Raw genomic sequence first — 17,021 nt, forward strand, 5'->3', positions numbered from 1 at the left:
GGCGCCATGGATCTCGAGACCTTCCGCAAGCTGGCCGCCGACCGCCGTGTCATCCCCGTCAGCCGCCGCCTCCTCGCGGACGGCGACACCCCGGTCGGGCTCTACCGCAAGCTCGCCGCCGAGCGGCCCGGCACCTTCCTCCTCGAGTCCGCCGAGAACGGCCGCTCCTGGTCGCGCTACTCGTTCGTGGGCGTCCGCAGCGCGGGCACGCTCACCGAGCGTGACGGCCAGGCCCACTGGCTCGGCACCCCGCCGGTCGGCGTCCCGGTCGACGGCGACCCGCTCGAGGCCCTGCGCACGACCGTCGAGGCGCTGCACACCCCGCGCGACCTCGCCTCCGGCATGCCGCCCTTCACCGGCGGCATGGTCGGCTATCTCGGGTACGACATCGTCCGCAGGCTGGAGAAGATCGGCCCCGGCGAGCGCGACGACCTCAAGCTCCCCGAGCTGACCATGCTGCTCACCTCGGACCTCGCTGTGCTCGACCACTGGGACGGCAGTGTCCTGCTGATCGCCAACGCCATCAACCACAACGACCTCGACACGGGCGTGGACGAGGCGTACGCGGACGCCGTCGCCCGTCTGGACGCCATGGAGAGTGATCTCGCCCGGCCGCTGGCATCGGTGCCCGCCGCGCTGCCGCCCTCCGAGCTGCCGGAGTTCTCCGCGCTGTGGGGCGGCAAGGCCTACCAGGACGCGGTCGACGACATCAAGGAGCGCATCCGCGCGGGCGAGGCCTTCCAGGTCGTGCCGTCGCAGCGGTTCGAAACTCCTTGCCGCGCAAGCGCGTTGGACGTCTACCGCGTGCTGCGGGCCACCAACCCGTCGCCGTACATGTACCTCTTCCGCTTCGACGGCTTCGACGTGGTGGGCTCCTCCCCCGAAGCCCTCGTCAAGGTCGAGGACGGGCACGCCATGGTCCACCCGATCGCCGGGACCCGGCCGCGCGGCGCAACGCCGCAGGAGGACCAGGCGCTCGCCGACGAGCTGCTGGCAGACCCCAAGGAGCGCGCCGAGCATCTGATGCTCGTCGACCTCGGCCGCAACGACCTGGGCCGGGTCTGTGCGCCGGGCACCGTCGAGGTCGTCGACTTCATGTCGATCGAGCGGTACTCCCACGTCATGCACATCGTCTCCACCGTGACCGGCCGGGTCGCCGAGGGCCGTACCGCATTCGACGTGCTCACCGCCTGCTTCCCCGCGGGCACGCTGTCCGGTGCGCCCAAGCCCCGCGCGATGCAGATCATCGACGAGCTGGAGCCCTCACGGCGCGGGCTGTACGGCGGCTGTGTCGGCTATCTCGACTTCGCCGGGGACTCCGACACCGCGATCGCCATCCGCACCGCGCTGCTGCGCGACGGCACTGCATATGTGCAGGCCGGAGCCGGCGTCGTGGCGGACTCGGACCCGGTCGGCGAGGACACCGAGTGCCGCAACAAGGCGGCCGCGGTGCTCCGCGCCGTACACACGGCGAACCGCCTGGGCGGCTGAATCGGCGGTAAGGGATAGTGGGGTATGTGAGTGCTGTACCCGTACCCCAGCCACGCGCCGAAGCCGCCTCCGCCGCCCTGAGCAGCCGACGCAGCCTCGCCGCAGCCCTGCTTCTCGGCGCCGTGGGCGCGACCGTCGTCCTGCTCGCCGCCGGCCAGATCTGGGCCGAGGGCACGGCGGCCGTCGGCGGCGGCAGCCTGCCGCTCGACGCCCAGGGCAGCGATGTCACCGGCGTCCCGACGGCGCTTGCGATCGTCGGCCTGGCCGCCCTCGTCGCCGTCTTCGCGGTCCGCAGGGCCGGCCGGCTGCTCGTCTCCGCACTGCTGGCCCTCAGCGGCGCGGGCGCGGCGCTCGCCGCCTTCCTGGGGGCCTCCGACAGCGCGGCACTCGACGAGAAGGCGGCAAAGGCCACCGGCGACAGCTCCGCCACCGTCGACGCCCTCGCGCACACGCCCTGGCCCTATGTGACCGTGGCCGGCGGCCTGCTGATCCTGTTCGCGGGCCTGCTCGCGCTGCGGTACGGCAAGCGGTGGCCCGCGATGTCCGGGCGGTACGAGCGCGACGGCACCCCGAGGCCCAGGAAGGCTGCGGTCGTGGACCCGGACCGGCCCGAGGACCTCTGGAAGGCCCTGGACCGCGGCGAGGACCCGACGCAAGAAGCGTGAGGCGCCGCGGCGGCAGACACAGCCGGCGTGACACACCCCACGTCACCTCATTCCACGGCGTACGGGACAATGATGGGTGAGCGTCCGGCTCACCACAGGGCAATCAGCCACAGAGCATCACGGAGGAGCACACACATGGCGGGCAGCAGCCACGGACACACCCCGGCCGCCTGGACCGGCGTCACCATCGCCTTCATCGGTTTCTGCATCGCAGGCGTCTTCATGGTGGCCGCAAATCCGCTCGGCTTCTGGGGCGGCATCGTCGTCATCCTCCTCGGCGGCGTTGTCGGCGGCGCGATGAAGGCCGCGGGCCTGGGCATGCCGAAGGAGTCCGAGGCGCAGGTGCGGGCCCGGGTGCAGGCGGCCCCGGCGACCGCCACGGCGCAGCCGGTCACGGCGGAGACGTCCGCCTGACATCGTCCGCCCGACGTCATCCGTCCGACGTCCGCCGCGGCCCTGCCGTACGCAAGGCGCAGCCCCGTTCCCACCGGGCTGCGCCTTTTCGTGTGAACGGGCAGAATCACGGGGTGGACGCCATGCCTTCCCCGCCCCCTGCGCCTCCTGCGCGCTTTCCCGGCGAGCCCGGTCCCGGGCCGCTCAGACGGCGTCTTGCCGCCCCCCTGGCCACCCTGGCAGGAGTCGCGGCGGCCTTCGCCTACGTCGGCACGGTCGATCCCAATGAACCGGGCCACTACCCGGTCTGCCCCCTGCTCCGTTTCACCGGGATCTACTGCCCCGGCTGTGGCGGCCTGCGCAGCGCGCACGCCTTCATCCACGGCGATCTGACCACCGCGCTCGGGTCCAATGCCATGGCCGTCGTGGGCTACGGAGTCTTCGCCGCGGTATGGGTGGTGTGGCTGATTCGCGCGGTACGGGGCGTGCCCATGCGGATCGCCGTGGCACCGGTGTGGTGGTGGGCGCTCGGCGGCGTCGGGCTGATCTTCAGCGTGGTGCGGAACCTTCCGTTCGGCTCTGCCCTGGCTCCGTGAAGTCCCAGGTAGTGGGACAGCCGTCAACCGGATGCGAACCCCGGGCCCTCCTGCGGATACCATCGACATGGCTGATCCTGAACCATCACCGTCCCGGAAGGGGGCTGCTCGCGTGAGTGTGCTCGACGAGATCATTGAAGGCGTGCGCGCCGACCTCGCAGAGCGGCAGGCGCGTGTCAGCCTCGACGAGCTCAAGGAGCGCGCCGGCAAGGCTCCTGCGGCCAAGGACGGCGTCGCCGCGCTGCGTGGCGAGGGCGTCCATGTGATCTGCGAGGTCAAGCGCTCCAGCCCGTCGAAGGGCGCGCTCGCCGCGATCGCCGACCCGGCCGGGCTCGCCGCGGACTACGAGGCGGGCGGCGCGGCCATCATCTCCGTACTGACCGAGCAACGCCGCTTCGGCGGCTCGCTCGAGGACCTGGAGGCCGTTCGCGCCCGGGTGGACATCCCGGTGCTGCGCAAGGACTTCATCGTCACCGCGTACCAGCTGTGGGAGGCCAGGGCGTACGGCGCCGACCTCGTGCTGCTGATCGTTGCCGCGCTGGAGCAGGAGGCGCTGGTCTCGCTGATCGAGCGCGCGGAGTCGATCGGGCTGACGCCGCTGGTCGAGGTGCACGACGAGGACGAGGTCGAGCGGGCGGTGGAGGCCGGCGCGAAGATCATCGGCGTCAATGCGCGCGACCTGAAGACGCTCAAGGTCGACCGGGCGACGTTCGATCGCGTCGCGCCCGAGATCCCGGCGCACATCGTCAAGATCGCCGAGTCCGGTGTGCGCGGTCCGCACGATCTGATCGCCTACGCCAACGCGGGCGCCGACGCGGTGCTCGTCGGCGAGTCCCTGGTCACCGGCCGCGACCCGAAGTCGGCAGTCGCCGACCTGGTGGCCGCGGGGGCGCACCCGGCGCTGCGGCACGGGCGGAGCTGACCCCTCGATGACCGTCCACCACGTCTGCCGACCGACCACCGCGGGCCGCTGCCCGCGGCCGGCCGGTGTGCGCGCCGGACTACCCGCGCGGGACCCGCACGCACCGCTGGCGCGGGGCTGCAAGCCGCGCGGCTGCCGGGCGCCGGCGAGGCGGGTGCACGGCCGCCGGGTGCGGTATGTCATCGGCTCGGAGCCGGGCCAGGTCAACGGCATGCGATGGCGCGGGGCCTGCGCGCGCTAGGCGGTGCCGCTGCGCGGGGCTGTTCCCCTACCCGCCCTTCCCGAATCGGGGCTCCGCCCCGAACCCGTATGCGACCTTCGGCCGCATGTCCTCAGTCGCCGGACGGGCTTGAATTTCCCGCCGGTCGGCCTGAATCCTCAGGCCGACCGGCGAAAACCAGCCCCGTGGGGGTCCCCCCGGACGGAGTCTGGGGGAGATTGAGGCGCTGGGGGTCCCCCCACGCCCGCAGGGCGTAGGGGGCGGGTCCGGGGGCTGGCCCCCGGTTACGGGATGGGGCGGGGTTGGGGAAATCCCCGCCCGGTCACCCACGACGCGCGCATACCGTGTCCATCGCACACCAGACTTCTGGGGCATAACGCCCCGACAAGGAGCATGTCGCATGTCGAGCGACTTCTTCATCCCGGACCCGGACGGTCAAGTCCCCAGCCCCGAGGGCTACTTCGGCGCCTTCGGCGGAAAATTCATCCCCGAGGCCCTCGTCGCCGCAGTCGACGAGGTCGCCGTCGAGTACGACAAGGCAAAGGCGGACCCCGCCTTCGTCGCCGAGCTCAACGACCTCATGGTCAACTACACCGGCCGACCCAGCGCGCTCACCGAAGTGCCCCGGTTCGCCGAGCACGCCGGCGGTGCGCGGGTCTTCCTGAAGCGGGAGGACCTGAACCACACGGGATCGCACAAGATCAACAACGTTCTCGGGCAGGCGCTGCTCACCAAGCGCATGGGCAAGACTCGTGTCATCGCCGAGACCGGCGCCGGCCAGCACGGCGTCGCCACCGCGACCGCCTGCGCCCTCTTCGGCCTCGAGTGCACGATCTACATGGGCGAGATCGACACCCAGCGCCAGGCCCTGAACGTGGCGCGGATGCGGATCCTCGGTGCCGAGGTCATCCCGGTGACCTCCGGCAGCCGGACCCTGAAGGACGCCATCAACGAGGCGTTCCGCGACTGGGTCGCCAATGTGGACCGTACGCACTATCTCTTCGGCACGGTCGCCGGACCCCACCCCTTCCCCGCCATGGTCCGCGACTTCCACCGCGTCATCGGCGTCGAGGCCCGCCGCCAGATCCTGGAGCGGGCAGGCCGGCTGCCGGACGCGGCCGTCGCCTGCGTCGGCGGCGGATCCAACGCGATCGGGCTGTTCCACGCCTTCATCCCGGACGCGGCCGTACGCCTCGTGGGCTGCGAGCCCGCGGGCCACGGCATCGAGTCCGGCGAGCACGCGGCGACCTTGACCGCGGGCGAGCCCGGCATCCTGCACGGTTCGCGCTCGTACGTGCTGCAGGACGAGGAGGGCCAGATCACCGAGCCGTACTCGATCTCCGCCGGACTCGACTACCCGGGCATCGGCCCCGAGCACTCGTACCTCAAGGACATCGGCCGCGGTGAGTATCGCGCGGTGACCGACGACGAGGCCATGCAGGCGCTGCGGCTGCTGTCCCGTACCGAGGGCATCATCCCGGCGATCGAGTCCGCGCACGCGCTCGCCGGAGCGCTGGAGGTGGGCAAGGAGCTGGGCAAGGACGGGCTGATCCTGGTCAATCTGTCCGGCCGTGGCGACAAGGACATGGACACCGCCGCCCGGTACTTCGGGCTCTACGACGGCGAGGGGGACGCGAAGTGAGCGGGAACATCAAGCTGTTGAACGAGACCCTGGCGCAGGCCAGGGACGAGGACCGGGCCGCGCTCATCGCGTATCTCCCGGCCGGCTTCCCCACTGTCGACGGCGGCATCGAGGCGATCAAGGCCGCGCTGGACGGTGGCGCCGATGTGGTCGAGGTCGGACTGCCGCACAGCGACCCCGTCCTCGACGGCCCGGTCATCCAGACCGCCGACGACATCGCGCTGCGCGGCGGCGTGAAGATCGCCGACGTGATGCGTACGGTCCGCGAGGCGCACGAGGCCACCGGGAAGCCGGTGCTCGTCATGACGTACTGGAATCCGATCGACCGGTACGGCATCGAGCGCTTCACCGCAGAGCTGGCCGAAGCGGGCGGCGCGGGCTGCATCCTGCCCGACCTGCCGGTCGAGGAGGCCGGTCTGTGGCGTGAGCATGCCGAGAAGCACGGCCTCGCCACGGTTTTCGTCGTCGCGCCGAGCAGCAAGGACGCCCGGCTGGCGAAGATCACGGCGGCCGGTTCCGGCTTTGTGTACGCGGCATCACTGATGGGTGTCACCGGCACCCGTGAGTCGGTGGGTGCGCAGGCCCAGGACCTGGTAGCGCGTACCCGCGCAGCCACTGACCTGCCGGTCTGCGTGGGCCTGGGCGTCTCCAACCCCGATCAGGCCGCGGAGGTGGCCGGCTTCGCCGACGGCGTGATCGTCGGGTCCGCGTTCGTCAAGCGGCTCCTCGACGCACCTGACCTCTCCGCGGGCCTGCTGGCCGTACGGGAACTCGCGGCCGATCTCGCCCAGGGCGTGCGTCGGGCCCGGTAGCTCGTACGAGTGGAACTCGGACCGGGGAGGCATGCGACATGCCTCCCCGGTTCGTTTGCGGGACGTGAGCGAGAATCAGGAACGGAAGCGGTCCGCGCGCGAGCGACTCCAGCAGGAACGTGCGTCGCAGAGGGCCCGTGAGAAACGCCGGCGAACGCTGATCGTCGCCGCAGCGGTCGTCGGTGTACTCGGTCTCGCCGCCGTCGTCGGCGTGATCGCCGCCAACGCCGGCAAGAACGCGTCGAAGGACGGCTCCGACGCCGGCCCGCTCCTCGCGCCCGCGGGCGTACAGGGCAAGGACCAGCTCGCCATCCCGGTGGGCGCGAGCGACGCCCCCGCCACGCTCACGGTCTGGGAGGACTTCCGCTGCCCGGTCTGCGGGCAGTTCGAGAACGCCTTCCGGGACACCCTCCACGAGCTGGAGAAGGCGGGCAAGCTGAAGGTCGAGTACCACCTTGCCACCATCATCGACGGGAACATGGGCGGCAGCGGCTCCCTCCGCGCCGCGAACGCCGCGGCCTGCGCGCAGGACGCCGGCAAGTTCGACGCGTACCACGACGTCCTCTACCAGAACCAGCCGCCGGAGCAGGAAGACGCCTTCGGCAAGAACAGCAGGCTGATCGAGCTCGCGGGCAAGGTCGAGGGTCTCGACACCCCCGCATTCCGCAGCTGTGTGGAGGACGGGAAGCACGACGCCTGGGTGGCCAAGTCGAACACCGCCTTCGTCAACGGCGGCTTCCGTGGCACACCCACCCTGCTGCTCAACGGGGAGCCCATCTTCCCGAACAAGGGCGGCGAGCAGATCTCCGTGGCCAACCTCAAGAAGTGGGTCGAAGCGGCGAACAAGGGCAAGAAGCCGGGCACCCGGTTGCCCACGCCGAGCCCGAGCTCCGGGGCCTCCTGACGGCTTCCCGCCGTACGACGCAGGCTTCCCGCCGCAGACGCAGGCCCGCGTAGGACGAAACGCGGCTCGTTATCCATACGTTGCCGGGTGGGTTGCCGTGCCTCCCACCCGGCAGGGTAGCGTCGGTCCTGCCATGGAACTTGCCTACATTCCCAGCCCGTCGACCGGAGTGATCCACCTCGGACCGCTCCCGCTGCGCGGCTATGCCTTCTGCATCATCATCGGCGTCTTCGTCGCAGTCTGGTACGGCAACAAGCGCTGGATCGCGCGGGGCGGCAAAGCCGGCACCGTGGCGGACATCGCCGTCTGGGCCGTGCCTTTCGGCCTCGTCGGCGGCCGGCTCTACCACGTGATCACCGACTACCAGCTGTACTTCAGCGAGGGTGAGAACTGGGTCGACGCCTTCAAGATCTGGGAGGGCGGCCTCGGTATCTGGGGTGCGATCGCGCTGGGCGCGGTCGGCGCCTGGATCGGCTGCCGCCGCCGCGGGATCCCGCTGCCGGCCTGGGCGGACGCCCTCGCACCCGCGATCGCCTTCGCGCAGGCGATCGGCCGCTGGGGCAACTGGTTCAACCAGGAGCTGTACGGGAAGCCGACGGATCTGCCGTGGGCCCTCAAGATCACCGAGGGTACGAACCGCGAGGCGGGCCTCTACCACCCGACGTTCCTGTACGAGTCCCTGTGGTGCATCGGCGTCGCGCTGCTGGTCATCTGGGCCGACCGGCGCTTCAAGCTCGGGCACGGGCGGGCGTTCGCGCTGTACGTCGCGGCGTACTGCCTGGGCCGGGGCTGGATCGAGTACATGCGGGTCGACGAGGCGCACCATGTACTGGGGCTGCGTCTGAACGTATGGACCTCGATCGTGGTCTTCGTGCTGGCGGTGGCGTACATCGTGATCTCGTCGCGGGTGCGGCCGGGGCGCGAGGAGATCGTCGAGCCGGAGCGGCCCGAGGCCTCCGCGAAGTCCGAGCAGTCCGAGACGGCGGCGGACCCGGCGGACAAGGCCGCCGATGCCGGCCCCACGGACGCCGCCGACGAGGACGCGGACGACGCTTCCGCCGACGGCGCTGCCGAGGACACCTCGGCTTCGGCGAAGGATGAGGACGAGGACACCCCGGCGAACGACGCGGCCGACGGCGACGAGAAGGCGGACGCGGAGTCGGCCAAGAAGGGCTGACCGCAGGCACCTGCTGGGGCACCTGCTACGAGGCCGCCAGGACCGAAGGGTTCTGGCGGCCTCGCGTTGTGCTACCCGCACGCCCTTTGGGCGAGGCAGAGTGTCCGCCGCGCCGCTGCCACGATCGCGGCGTCGACGAAGCGGCCGTCCGGCAGGGCCAGCGCGCCCTCGCCCGTGGCGGCCGCCTTGACGATCTCCTCCGCCGCCTCGATCTCCTCGGGCGTGGGGCGGAACGCCCGCTCGATGACCGGGAGTTGGCGGGGGTGGATGGCCGCCCGGCCGAGAAAGCCCAGCGCGCGGCCGTGGGTGCAGGAGGCGTAGAGGGCGTCCAGGTCGCGGATGTCGGGGAAGACGGACTGGGCCGGGGGTGGGAGACCGGCCGCACGGGCGGCGATGACGATGCGGGTGCGCGGCCAGTCGAGGGATGTGCCGTCCCGTACGCCGAGGTCGGCGCGGAGGTCGGCCTCGCCGAGTGCGATGCCGTGGACGGCGGGGTGGGCGGTGGCGATCGCGTACGCGTGCTCGATGGCGAGCGCCGATTCGAGGAGCGGATAGAGGGGGACGCCCGGGGCGTCGGCCGCGATCCGCCGGATGTCAGTGGCGTGTGCGACCTTGGGAACACGCAGAGCACAGAGGCCGGGGAGCGTGACAAGGGCCTCGATGTCATGGGGGGTGTTGATGCGGACATGGACAGGGAGAGTCTGAGGGGAAGCGAGAAGTTCGGCCGTGGCGGCCAGGGCGTAGGTCTTGCGGTCGGGGGACACCGCGTCCTCCAGGTCGACGATCACGACGTCGGCCCCGGAGGCGAGTGCCTTGTGCACGACCTCGGGGCGGTCCCCTGGGGCGTACAGATAGGTGAGGGGGGTCGTCATAGGGCGCCCTGGGTGCGCAGTGCGCTGATGTCGGCCCGGGACAGGCCGAGTTCGGTGAGGACCGCGTCCGTGTCGGCGCCGTGCGGGCGGCCCGCCCAGCGGATGGCGCCGGGGGTCTCGGACAGGCGGAAGAGGACGTTCTGCATACGCAGGGGGCCGAGTTCGGGATCGGCGACCTCGGTGATGGTGTCCAGCGCCTGGTACTGGGGGTCTTCCATGACGTCGCGGATGTCGTAGATCGGGGCGATCGCCGCTTCGGCCTTCTCGAAGGCGGCCATGGTCTCCGCGCGGGTGCGGCGGGCGATCCAGCCGCCGACCGCCTCGTCGAGCACATGGGCGTGCTCGGCGCGGCCGCTGCCGGTGCCGAACCACGGCTCGTCGATCAGGTCGGGCCGGCCGACCAGCTGCATGACGCGTTCGGCGATGGACTGGGCGGATGTGGAGACGGCCAGCCAGGAGCCGTCGGCGGTGCGGTAGGTGTTGCGCGGGGCGTTGTTGCGGGAGCGGTTGCCGGTGCGCGGCTGTACGTAACCGAGTTGGTCGTACCACAGAGGCTGGGGGCCGAGCACGGTCAGGATCGGCTCGATGATCGCCATGTCGACGACCTGGCCGCTGCCTGTGGCGGTGCGGGCGGCGAGTGCGGTCATGACGGCGTACGAGGTGGCGAGCGCCGCGATCGAGTCGGCGAGGCCGAACGGCGGCAGGGTGGGCGGACCTTCGGGCTCGCCGGTGATGGAGGCGAAGCCGCTCATGGCCTCGGCGAGGGTGCCGAAGCCGGGGCGGTGGGAGTAGGGGCCGAACTGTCCGAAGCCGGTGACGCGGGTCAGGACGAGGCGGGGGTTGGCGCGGTTCAGCTCCTCCCAGCCGAGCTGCCACTTCTCCAGGGTGCCGGGGCGGAAGTTCTCGATGATCACATCGGCGGTGGCGGCGAGCCGGAGGAGGGTCTCGCGGCCGCCGGGCGTGGACAGATCGAGCGTGATGGTGCGCTTGTTGCGGCCGAGCAGCTTCCACCACAGGCCGACGCCGTCCTTGTCGGGGCCATGGCCCCGGGAGGGGTCGGGTCTGGTGGGGTGCTCGATCTTGATGACCTCCGCGCCGAAGTCGCCGAGCATGGTGGCCGCGAGCGGTCCCGCGAAGAGGGTGGCCAGGTCGAGGACGCGAAGCCCCCGCAGCGGAGTGGGCGGCGGCGTCATGAGGCGGCGTCGATCTCGGAGCGGTACGGCATCGACGTGGAGGCTCCCGGGCGCTGGACGCACAGGGCGGCGGCCGCGGCGGCCCAGCCGAGGGCCTGAGGCATGGGCTTGCCCTCGCCGAGGGCGACGGCGAGGGCGCCGACGAAGGTGTCACCGGCGCCGGTGGTGTCCACGGCGGTGACCTCGGGGGCGGGGACGGTGAGGGGGGTCGCGCCCCGGGTCGCGTACAGGCTGCCCGCCGAGCCGAGCGTGATCACGACCTCGGGGACCAGCCGCAGCAGTTCCTCGGCAGCGGTGTGCGGGTCGGAGACGCCGGTGAGGGTGGCCGCCTCGTGCTCATTGGGCACCAACAGGTCGGTGACGGCGAGGAGTTCGGGAGGCAGGGGCTGGGCGGGGGAGGGGGTGAGGATGGTTCGCACGCCGTGGCGGCGGGCAGCTTCGGCGCCGTCGAGCACGGCGCTGAGCGGGAGTTCGAGCTGGAGGAGCAGCATGTCGGCGGTGGCGATGAGGGCTTCGTCGCCCGGGGCGAGGGCAGTGACGGTGCCGTTCGCGCCGGGGATCACCACGATGGAGTTGGCGCCCTCGTCGTCGACGACGATGTGCGCGGTGCCGGAGGGGCCTTCCGCGGTGCGCAGCAGGTCGATGTCGACGCCGGAGGAGACGAGCGTATGGCGGAGGAGGGCGCCGAAATCGTCCGAGCCGACCGCGCCGATCATCGAGACCTCACCGCCGGCGCGGGCGGCGGCGACGGCCTGGTTGGAGCCCTTGCCGCCGGGGATCGTCCGGAACTCCCGCCCCGTGACTGTCTCTCCGCGTTTCGGCGCGTGGGCTACGTACGCGACGAGGTCCATGTTGGTGCTGCCGAGCACGGCGATGGCGGTCATGGGCGCAGTGCCTCCTGATGTGTGAGGTGGGCGAGAGTGTCGAAGCCGATGCCGTCGAAACCGGCGACGGAGGTGGCGAGACGGTTCTTGAGCGGCGCGGTCCAGTGGCCGGGGAGCCTGTCGGGGTGGCCGGCTAGCAGGCCCGCGAGGGAGCCGGCGGTCGCGCCGTTGGAGTCGGTGTCGAGGCCGCCGGAGACGGCACGGCAGATGGACCCGGTGAAGTCGCCGTCGGCGTGCGTGAGGGCGGCGGCCAGCAGGGCGGCGTTGGGGACGACATGGACCCAGTGGTAGTGGCCGAGGACCGAGTGGATGCGGTCCACGACGGTGTCGAAGTCGGGCTCGGCACGGGCGGTGCCGATGCCGAAGCGGATGGCCCGGGAGAGGCGTGAGGAAGGGGGGACGACGGTGAGGCCGGCGGCGAGGGCGTCGTGCACATCGGCGGTGCGGGTGGCCGCGGTGGCGATGGCGGCGGCGATGAACATCGCGCCGTAGACGCCGTTCGCGGTGTGCGTGAGCGACGCGTCGCGATGCGCCTGGGCGGCGGCGGCCGCGGGGTCGCCGGGGTGCGTCCAACCGTGCACATCGGCGCGGATGGCGGCACCGATCCACTCCCGGAAGGGATTGCGGTGGGCGGCGGTGCAGGGCGGCTCGATGCCTTCGAGGAGGTTGCGGTAGGCGATGCGCTCGGCGGTGAAAGTACGGCCGGCGGGGAGCTCGTCGAGCCAGAGCCCGCCGAGCTGGGCGGTGGTGAACGCCTTTCCGTGGCGCTGGAGGAGCAGCAGATTCAACAGCGGGTAATTGAGGTCGTCGTCCTCGGGCATGCCGTCGATGTTCTCGGCGAGCGATGTGGCGGCGGAGCGCCGGTTCCAGGGGTGGGCGGCGGCCAGGTCAGGGGGCAGACCCTTGGCGGTGAACCAGGTGCTCAGCGGCCAGTTGCCGGTGGCGCGGGCGAGGGCGCGGATGGCGTGGAGGGGGAGCTTTTCGACGGGTTTGCCGAGGAGACAGCCGACGGCCCGGCCGAGCCAGGCGGCGTGGAGGGCGTGAGGGGCGGCTTCCCCGGCCGGGGACCGGCCTCGGGGTGGCGCTTCGTGCGCGGTGGGGGGCGGGTCCCCGGGCCCGCCAGGCATGGGCGGCTTGTGCGGCGCGGGCGAGGGCCAGGCGGTACAGGCCGCCTGGATCGAGGGGAGTGAGGTGGGCTCGTACGCCGTCAAGGGGCAGGGGAGGACGGCCAGTTCGTCGAGGAGTTCGCGGGCCAGGGCGCGCAGCTGGGGCGGTGCCGGGGCGGGCGACGCTCCCGCGCTCGGTGGGGCCGGCGAGCCGCCCGCCCGGGTCCAGCGGGTGCGGACCGCCCCGGCGTCGCGGCCGTCCTCCGCGGCCTGGCGCAGTTCGTGGCCGAGCAGGTCCTCCGGCTGGACCCAGGTGAGGCGCAGGCCCGTCATCGGGTGTCCGTCAGCAGGGCGAAAGCCGACTCGTGGCTGCGGCGGCGGGCCGTGTCGCGGGCGAAGACCTCGCGGGTGACCTCGGCCAGTTCCCTCGCGGGGGCGTGCAGGTCGATGCGGCTGGCTTCGGCGACCGTTTTCGCCCAGTCCTCGGGGACGGCGGACTCGCCGTGCAGCGCGCCCGCGATCGCCCCGGCCATCGTGGCGATCGAGTCGCAGTCGCGGCCGTAGTTGACGGCGCCGAGCACCGTACGGCGGTAGTCGCCACCGCCGACCACGAGCATGCCGAGGGCGATGGGCAGTTCCTCGATCGAGTGGAGCCGGGAGGGGCGGCGGGCCGCGAGGGACGGTGCGCGGTAGTCCGGGCCCACGGTGTCGAAGGGGGCGACCGCGGCCCGCAGCGGGGCGAGCGCCGACTCGAAGTCCGTGTGGCGCACAGCGGCTTCGGCGACCTCCTCGATCGCCGCGTTGGTGCCGTCCTTGGCCAGGGACAGCGCCGCGTCCACGACCGAGGCCGGTGTCGCGCCGGGCACGCAGGCCGCGGCGACCGCCGCCGCGAAGACGCCTGCCGCCTCACGCCCGTACGAGGACTGGTGGGCGCCCGCGATGTCGACCGCCTCGGCGTAGGCGCCCGCGGGATTCGCCGCGTTGACCAGGCCGACCGGAGCCATGTACATCGCCGCGCCGCAGTTGACGATGTTGCCGACGCCGGCCTCGCGCGGGTCGTTGTGCCCGTAGTGGAGGCGGGCGACCATCCACTTCTCGGCGAGGAAGACACGCTGCAGGGGCAGCGCCTCCGCCTCCAGCTCGGGGATCCAGCGGGGGTTCGAGATCAGGTCCGGGACCAGATGGTCGGCGACGGCGTACGCGCCGAGGTGGTCGCGGACGGTGGCGTACACACGGATCAACGCGTGCGTCATCAGGGTGTCGTCGGTGATGTGCCCGTCGCCCTTGTGGAACGGCGCGATGGGGCGGGCGGTGCGCCAGTCGGAGCCGTGCCACGGGCCGACGATGCCGTGGACACGGCCGCCGTGCCGCTCCACGATCTGCTCCGGTGTGTAGCCCTCGACCGGGCCGCCGAGCGCGTCACCGACCGCCGCGCCGATCAGGCTGCCGGTGATCCGGTCATCGAGTGCGAGCGTCGCGAGTGTCGTCGTCATGTCGGAATTGTCCACCCGGGGCGGTCAGTTCCGTGTGTGCGAGCAGCCCGGCGAGTTCCACGAGGTCGGTGCCGGCGAGGCGGGGGAGGGCGCAGCCGGCGAGCGTACGGCAGGCCTCGCGCCAGGTGCCCGGGACCGAGTCGCCGCCGCCGAGCGCGCCGGTCAGCGCGCCGGCGAGAGCGGGTGCGGAGTCGGCGACGCGGGACAGACAGGCGGCGGCGGGTACGGCTTCGGCGACCCGGCCGCGGGCGGCGGTGGCGACGGCGAGGGCGACGGGGACGGTCTCGGCGGCGGCGATCCCGTAGCTGTAGACGTGGTCGACGATCTGGTGCTCGAGCAGGGGGACGAGCTCGAAGGCGCCGTGCGCGTCGCGGGCGAGCTTGACGGCGTGCTGGGCGTTGCGGCCGATCTCGGTGGTGTCGGGGAGTTCGGCGAGGGCGGCGTCCACCGCGTCGTCGACGGGCGCGCCACCGAGCGCGGCGGCCACGGCGGCGGCCATGGCGCGGGCGCCGTGCACCCCGTCGCCGTCCTGGCTGTAGCGCGCGTCGAACTCGGCGAGCGCGGCGGCGGCGGCCGGGTCGCCGGGGTGCACGACGGCGAGGACGACGGCGCGGATGCAGGCGGCGTCGTCGAAGTAGTGCGGGTTGTCGTGGCCGGTGGCGGGCGGGCGCAGTCCGGTGGCGAGGTTGCCGAGCCCGGCGCGTACGGAGATGCGGGCGCGGAGGGGGAGTACGGCGGACTCGACCTCGGGGGCGCGGTCGGCCGCGGCGGCGACTTCGCTGGCGAGGGAGTTCCAGGCGAGGTCGACGGCGGCGCGCATACGGCGGGCGGGGGCGAGGCCGGCGAAGAGGTCACCGGCGGCGGTGAGCACGGTCTCGGCGGCGAAGGCGGCCCATTCGGCGTCGTCCGAGGGGCCGAGGCGGAGGGGTTCGGGGGGCTGGTTGAGGGCGATGGGGACGGGGAGGGTGGTGGTGGCGTTCTGCTCGGCGAAGGTGTCGAGCTCACGGGTGAGCCGGCGGGTCCATTCGGGCATCCGTGCGGCGCGATGCCGCGCGGCGGGCCACCCGGCGGCGTCGCCGGCGGCGAGCCCGAGGAGGAGTCCCTCGATGGGCCGCGACGGGGTGCGGGGCACCGCGGGGCGGGGTCGCCCGCCGGGTTCGGGTGCGGTGCTCGGCGCAGGCGCCTCGCCCGAGCGAGCGGGCTGGTGTGTGGCTGCGTCCGGCTCGGCTGCGGGCCCGCAGCCGGGCGCCTCGCACCCGGCCGCTGCGGCGCCCGCGGCGCCCGCCGCCCCTAGATCTGCGTCCCTCGCGTCCCCGGGGTCCGGGTCCCCGGCAGCGTCGAGGTCCGCATCCCCCGCGCTCTCCGGCGCCGCATCCCCCGCCTTCCCCAGGTCCGCATCCCCCGCGGCCCCGAGGTCCGCATCCCCCGCAGTCCCGAAGCCCGGTGCCCCGTTCATGACGCCGCCTGGCTGTCGTCGTCCGGCGTCAGCAGTTCCGCGATGTCCAGCACGTGGTAGCCCGCCATCGAGGGGAGGCAGCTGCCGCGGACCGGGCCGATGGCCGTGGACCAGGTCGGCGGGATCGACGACGCTCCCGACATCGCGCCGGCCAGCGCGCCCGCCACCGCCGCCGTGGTGTCCGCGTCGCGGCCCATGTTGACCGCGGTGAGCACCGACGTACGGAAGTCTCCGCGCGCCGCCGCAAACGCGCCGAAGGCCAGGCCCACCGCCTCCGGGGCCAGGTCCGTCCACGGATAGCCGCCGATGACCACCGCCGAGCGGACCGCGCGTTCCATCGCCAGTGTGTCCGCGTGGGTGCGCCGCGCGGCCACCACCGCGCGGCGCAGGGAGCGCGCCGTCCAGGAGTCCATGGGTACGACGGACAGCGCGGCGCCGATCACCGAGGCGGGGCCGCCGCCCGCCATCGCGGCCGCCACCCCGGCCGCGACCGCCTGGCCGCCGTAAATGCCCTCGCCGTCGTGGCTGACGCTGCCGTCGATGGCGACCAGCCGTGCCGCCTCCGCCGGGTGGCCCGCCGCGAAGACGCCGAACGGGGCCGCGCGCATCGCCAGGCCGTCGCTCCATGCGTGGCGGTGCTGCGCGGAGATGGGAGCTTCGAGGCCGCGGCGGAGGTTTTCCAGGGTGCCGCGTTCACTGAAACCCGCCCCGCGGAACGGGCCTTCGTCCAGGTCCGCGATCCAGTGGTGCCACGCGTTCTCGACATGGGCGACGGTCAGCGCCGAGCCGTGCCTGGCGAGCAGCAGACCCGAGAAGATCGCGTACTCCGTGTCGTCCGTGCCCGCCGGGTCCTCGCTCACGAAGCCCTCGATACGGCCCCACCGCCGGCGGATCTCGGACGGCCGCATGTTCTCGGCGGGAGCCCCCAGCGCATCGCCCACCGCGAGGCCCAGCAGTGCGCCACAGGCCCGCTCGCGAAGTGCGCAGGCCCGACCGGCAGGATCAGCGGGATCGCATGCAATCAACTCCATGGGCCGGGCCCCTTTCATGCGCACCGAGCCTCTTCCTGGATCTGTGCCACGCGCGGCGGACAACGAGTCTGAGAAACGCCCCTGTCACCCGCTCGACTCCAGGTAAGTACGGCCTGCCTTGCTGGCGCGCCCCTTACCTCGCGCGTATTTTCGAGGGTGTTGAG

General features: G+C 72.6%; 17 protein-coding genes. 10 read left to right on the forward strand and 7 right to left on the reverse strand.

Annotated features, from left to right (window positions below):
- Positions 1-6: 6 nt before the first annotated feature.
- The 10 genes from ACI2LP_RS20845 to lgt all read left to right on the forward strand — a co-directional run bounded on the left by ACI2LP_RS20845 (position 7) and on the right by lgt (position 8,822).
- The gene (locus ACI2LP_RS20845; protein WP_404725972.1) at positions 7-1,491 is read left to right on the forward strand and encodes an anthranilate synthase component I; all 1,485 of its coding nucleotides are present in this window, start codon (positions 7-9) and stop codon (positions 1,489-1,491) included.
- A gap of 17 nt (positions 1,492-1,508) precedes the next feature.
- Positions 1,509-2,156 (forward strand): TIGR02234 family membrane protein, encoded by a 648-nt coding sequence (locus ACI2LP_RS20850; RefSeq protein ID WP_404725973.1) that lies wholly within the window; start codon positions 1,509-1,511, stop codon positions 2,154-2,156.
- A 135-nt stretch (positions 2,157-2,291) separates the two neighbouring features.
- Entirely contained in the window at positions 2,292-2,570 is a 279-nt protein-coding gene (locus ACI2LP_RS20855; RefSeq protein ID WP_404725974.1) for an HGxxPAAW family protein, read from the forward strand.
- Positions 2,571-2,692: 122 nt separating this feature from the next.
- Positions 2,693-3,145, forward strand: coding sequence for a DUF2752 domain-containing protein (locus ACI2LP_RS20860; RefSeq protein ID WP_404725975.1), 453 nt, complete (start codon positions 2,693-2,695; stop codon positions 3,143-3,145).
- A gap of 112 nt (positions 3,146-3,257) precedes the next feature.
- Complete coding sequence (trpC, locus tag ACI2LP_RS20865) at positions 3,258-4,067, forward strand: indole-3-glycerol phosphate synthase TrpC (protein WP_404725976.1); 810 nt, start codon at positions 3,258-3,260, stop codon at positions 4,065-4,067.
- A gap of 7 nt (positions 4,068-4,074) precedes the next feature.
- The gene (trpM, locus tag ACI2LP_RS20870; protein ID WP_404725977.1) at positions 4,075-4,308 is read left to right on the forward strand and encodes a tryptophan biosynthesis modulator TrpM; all 234 of its coding nucleotides are present in this window, start codon (positions 4,075-4,077) and stop codon (positions 4,306-4,308) included.
- 379 nt (positions 4,309-4,687) lie between these two features.
- On the forward strand, positions 4,688-5,929 hold the full coding sequence (gene trpB / locus ACI2LP_RS20875; RefSeq protein ID WP_404725978.1) for a tryptophan synthase subunit beta: 1,242 nt from the start codon (positions 4,688-4,690) through the stop codon (positions 5,927-5,929).
- Entirely contained in the window at positions 5,926-6,741 is an 816-nt protein-coding gene (trpA, locus tag ACI2LP_RS20880) for a tryptophan synthase subunit alpha (RefSeq protein ID WP_404725979.1), read from the forward strand. The genes trpB and trpA overlap by 4 nt, the downstream gene beginning before the upstream one ends.
- Positions 6,742-6,805: 64 nt before the next feature.
- Entirely contained in the window at positions 6,806-7,645 is an 840-nt protein-coding gene (locus ACI2LP_RS20885; protein ID WP_404725980.1) for a DsbA family protein, read from the forward strand.
- Between the two features lie 133 nt (positions 7,646-7,778).
- On the forward strand, positions 7,779-8,822 hold the full coding sequence (gene lgt, locus ACI2LP_RS20890; protein ID WP_404725981.1) for a prolipoprotein diacylglyceryl transferase: 1,044 nt from the start codon (positions 7,779-7,781) through the stop codon (positions 8,820-8,822).
- A gap of 71 nt (positions 8,823-8,893) precedes the next feature.
- Here the strand turns inward: lgt and ACI2LP_RS20895 are convergent, their stop codons facing one another.
- The 7 genes from ACI2LP_RS20895 to ACI2LP_RS20925 are packed head-to-tail and all read right to left on the reverse strand — an operon-like array spanning position 8,894 to position 16,857.
- Positions 8,894-9,694, reverse strand: coding sequence for an HpcH/HpaI aldolase/citrate lyase family protein (locus ACI2LP_RS20895; protein ID WP_404725982.1), 801 nt, complete (start codon positions 9,692-9,694; stop codon positions 8,894-8,896).
- On the reverse strand, positions 9,691-10,887 hold the full coding sequence (locus tag ACI2LP_RS20900) for a CaiB/BaiF CoA transferase family protein (protein WP_404725983.1): 1,197 nt from the start codon (positions 10,885-10,887) through the stop codon (positions 9,691-9,693). Before ACI2LP_RS20900 ends, ACI2LP_RS20895 begins: the two co-directional genes overlap by 4 nt.
- Positions 10,884-11,771, reverse strand: a complete 888-nt coding sequence (gene rbsK / locus ACI2LP_RS20905) for a ribokinase (protein WP_404725984.1) — start codon at positions 11,769-11,771, stop codon at positions 10,884-10,886. Before rbsK ends, ACI2LP_RS20900 begins: the two co-directional genes overlap by 4 nt.
- Positions 11,768-13,210, reverse strand: a complete 1,443-nt coding sequence (locus ACI2LP_RS20910; protein ID WP_404725985.1) for an ADP-ribosylglycohydrolase family protein — start codon at positions 13,208-13,210, stop codon at positions 11,768-11,770. The genes rbsK and ACI2LP_RS20910 overlap by 4 nt, the downstream gene beginning before the upstream one ends.
- On the reverse strand, positions 13,207-14,370 hold the full coding sequence (locus ACI2LP_RS20915) for an ADP-ribosylglycohydrolase family protein (protein WP_404725986.1): 1,164 nt from the start codon (positions 14,368-14,370) through the stop codon (positions 13,207-13,209). Before ACI2LP_RS20915 ends, ACI2LP_RS20910 begins: the two co-directional genes overlap by 4 nt.
- On the reverse strand, positions 14,336-15,826 hold the full coding sequence (locus ACI2LP_RS20920; protein ID WP_404725987.1) for an ADP-ribosylglycohydrolase family protein: 1,491 nt from the start codon (positions 15,824-15,826) through the stop codon (positions 14,336-14,338). Before ACI2LP_RS20920 ends, ACI2LP_RS20915 begins: the two co-directional genes overlap by 35 nt.
- Positions 15,823-16,857, reverse strand: a complete 1,035-nt coding sequence (locus ACI2LP_RS20925) for an ADP-ribosylglycohydrolase family protein (RefSeq protein ID WP_404725988.1) — start codon at positions 16,855-16,857, stop codon at positions 15,823-15,825. Before ACI2LP_RS20925 ends, ACI2LP_RS20920 begins: the two co-directional genes overlap by 4 nt.
- Positions 16,858-17,021 lie beyond the last annotated feature (164 nt).

The organism is Streptomyces sp. NPDC019890, assembly GCF_044903445.1.
Classification (GTDB): Bacteria; Actinomycetota; Actinomycetes; order Streptomycetales; family Streptomycetaceae; genus Streptomyces.

What these genes read in the sequence shown, in the direction of transcription:
- ACI2LP_RS20845 (WP_404725972.1), top strand. Translation starts at nt 7, where the DNA reads ATGGATCTCGAGACCTTCCGCAAGCTGGCCGCCGACCGCCGTGTCATC.
- ACI2LP_RS20855 (WP_404725974.1), top strand. Translation starts at nt 2,292, where the DNA reads ATGGCGGGCAGCAGCCACGGACACACCCCGGCCGCCTGGACCGGCGTC.
- ACI2LP_RS20860 (WP_404725975.1), top strand. Translation starts at nt 2,693, where the DNA reads ATGCCTTCCCCGCCCCCTGCGCCTCCTGCGCGCTTTCCCGGCGAGCCC.
- trpM (WP_404725977.1), top strand. Translation starts at nt 4,075, where the DNA reads ATGACCGTCCACCACGTCTGCCGACCGACCACCGCGGGCCGCTGCCCG.
- trpB (WP_404725978.1), top strand. Translation starts at nt 4,688, where the DNA reads ATGTCGAGCGACTTCTTCATCCCGGACCCGGACGGTCAAGTCCCCAGC.
- lgt (WP_404725981.1), top strand. Translation starts at nt 7,779, where the DNA reads ATGGAACTTGCCTACATTCCCAGCCCGTCGACCGGAGTGATCCACCTC.
- ACI2LP_RS20895 (WP_404725982.1), bottom strand. Translation starts at nt 9,694, where the DNA reads ATGACGACCCCCCTCACCTATCTGTACGCCCCAGGGGACCGCCCCGAG.
- ACI2LP_RS20900 (WP_404725983.1), bottom strand. Translation starts at nt 10,887, where the DNA reads ATGACGCCGCCGCCCACTCCGCTGCGGGGGCTTCGCGTCCTCGACCTG.
- rbsK (WP_404725984.1), bottom strand. Translation starts at nt 11,771, where the DNA reads ATGACCGCCATCGCCGTGCTCGGCAGCACCAACATGGACCTCGTCGCG.
- ACI2LP_RS20910 (WP_404725985.1), bottom strand. Translation starts at nt 13,210, where the DNA reads ATGACGGGCCTGCGCCTCACCTGGGTCCAGCCGGAGGACCTGCTCGGC.
- ACI2LP_RS20915 (WP_404725986.1), bottom strand. Translation starts at nt 14,370, where the DNA reads ATGACGACGACACTCGCGACGCTCGCACTCGATGACCGGATCACCGGC.
- ACI2LP_RS20920 (WP_404725987.1), bottom strand. Translation starts at nt 15,826, where the DNA reads ATGAACGGGGCACCGGGCTTCGGGACTGCGGGGGATGCGGACCTCGGG.
- ACI2LP_RS20925 (WP_404725988.1), bottom strand. Translation starts at nt 16,857, where the DNA reads ATGGAGTTGATTGCATGCGATCCCGCTGATCCTGCCGGTCGGGCCTGC.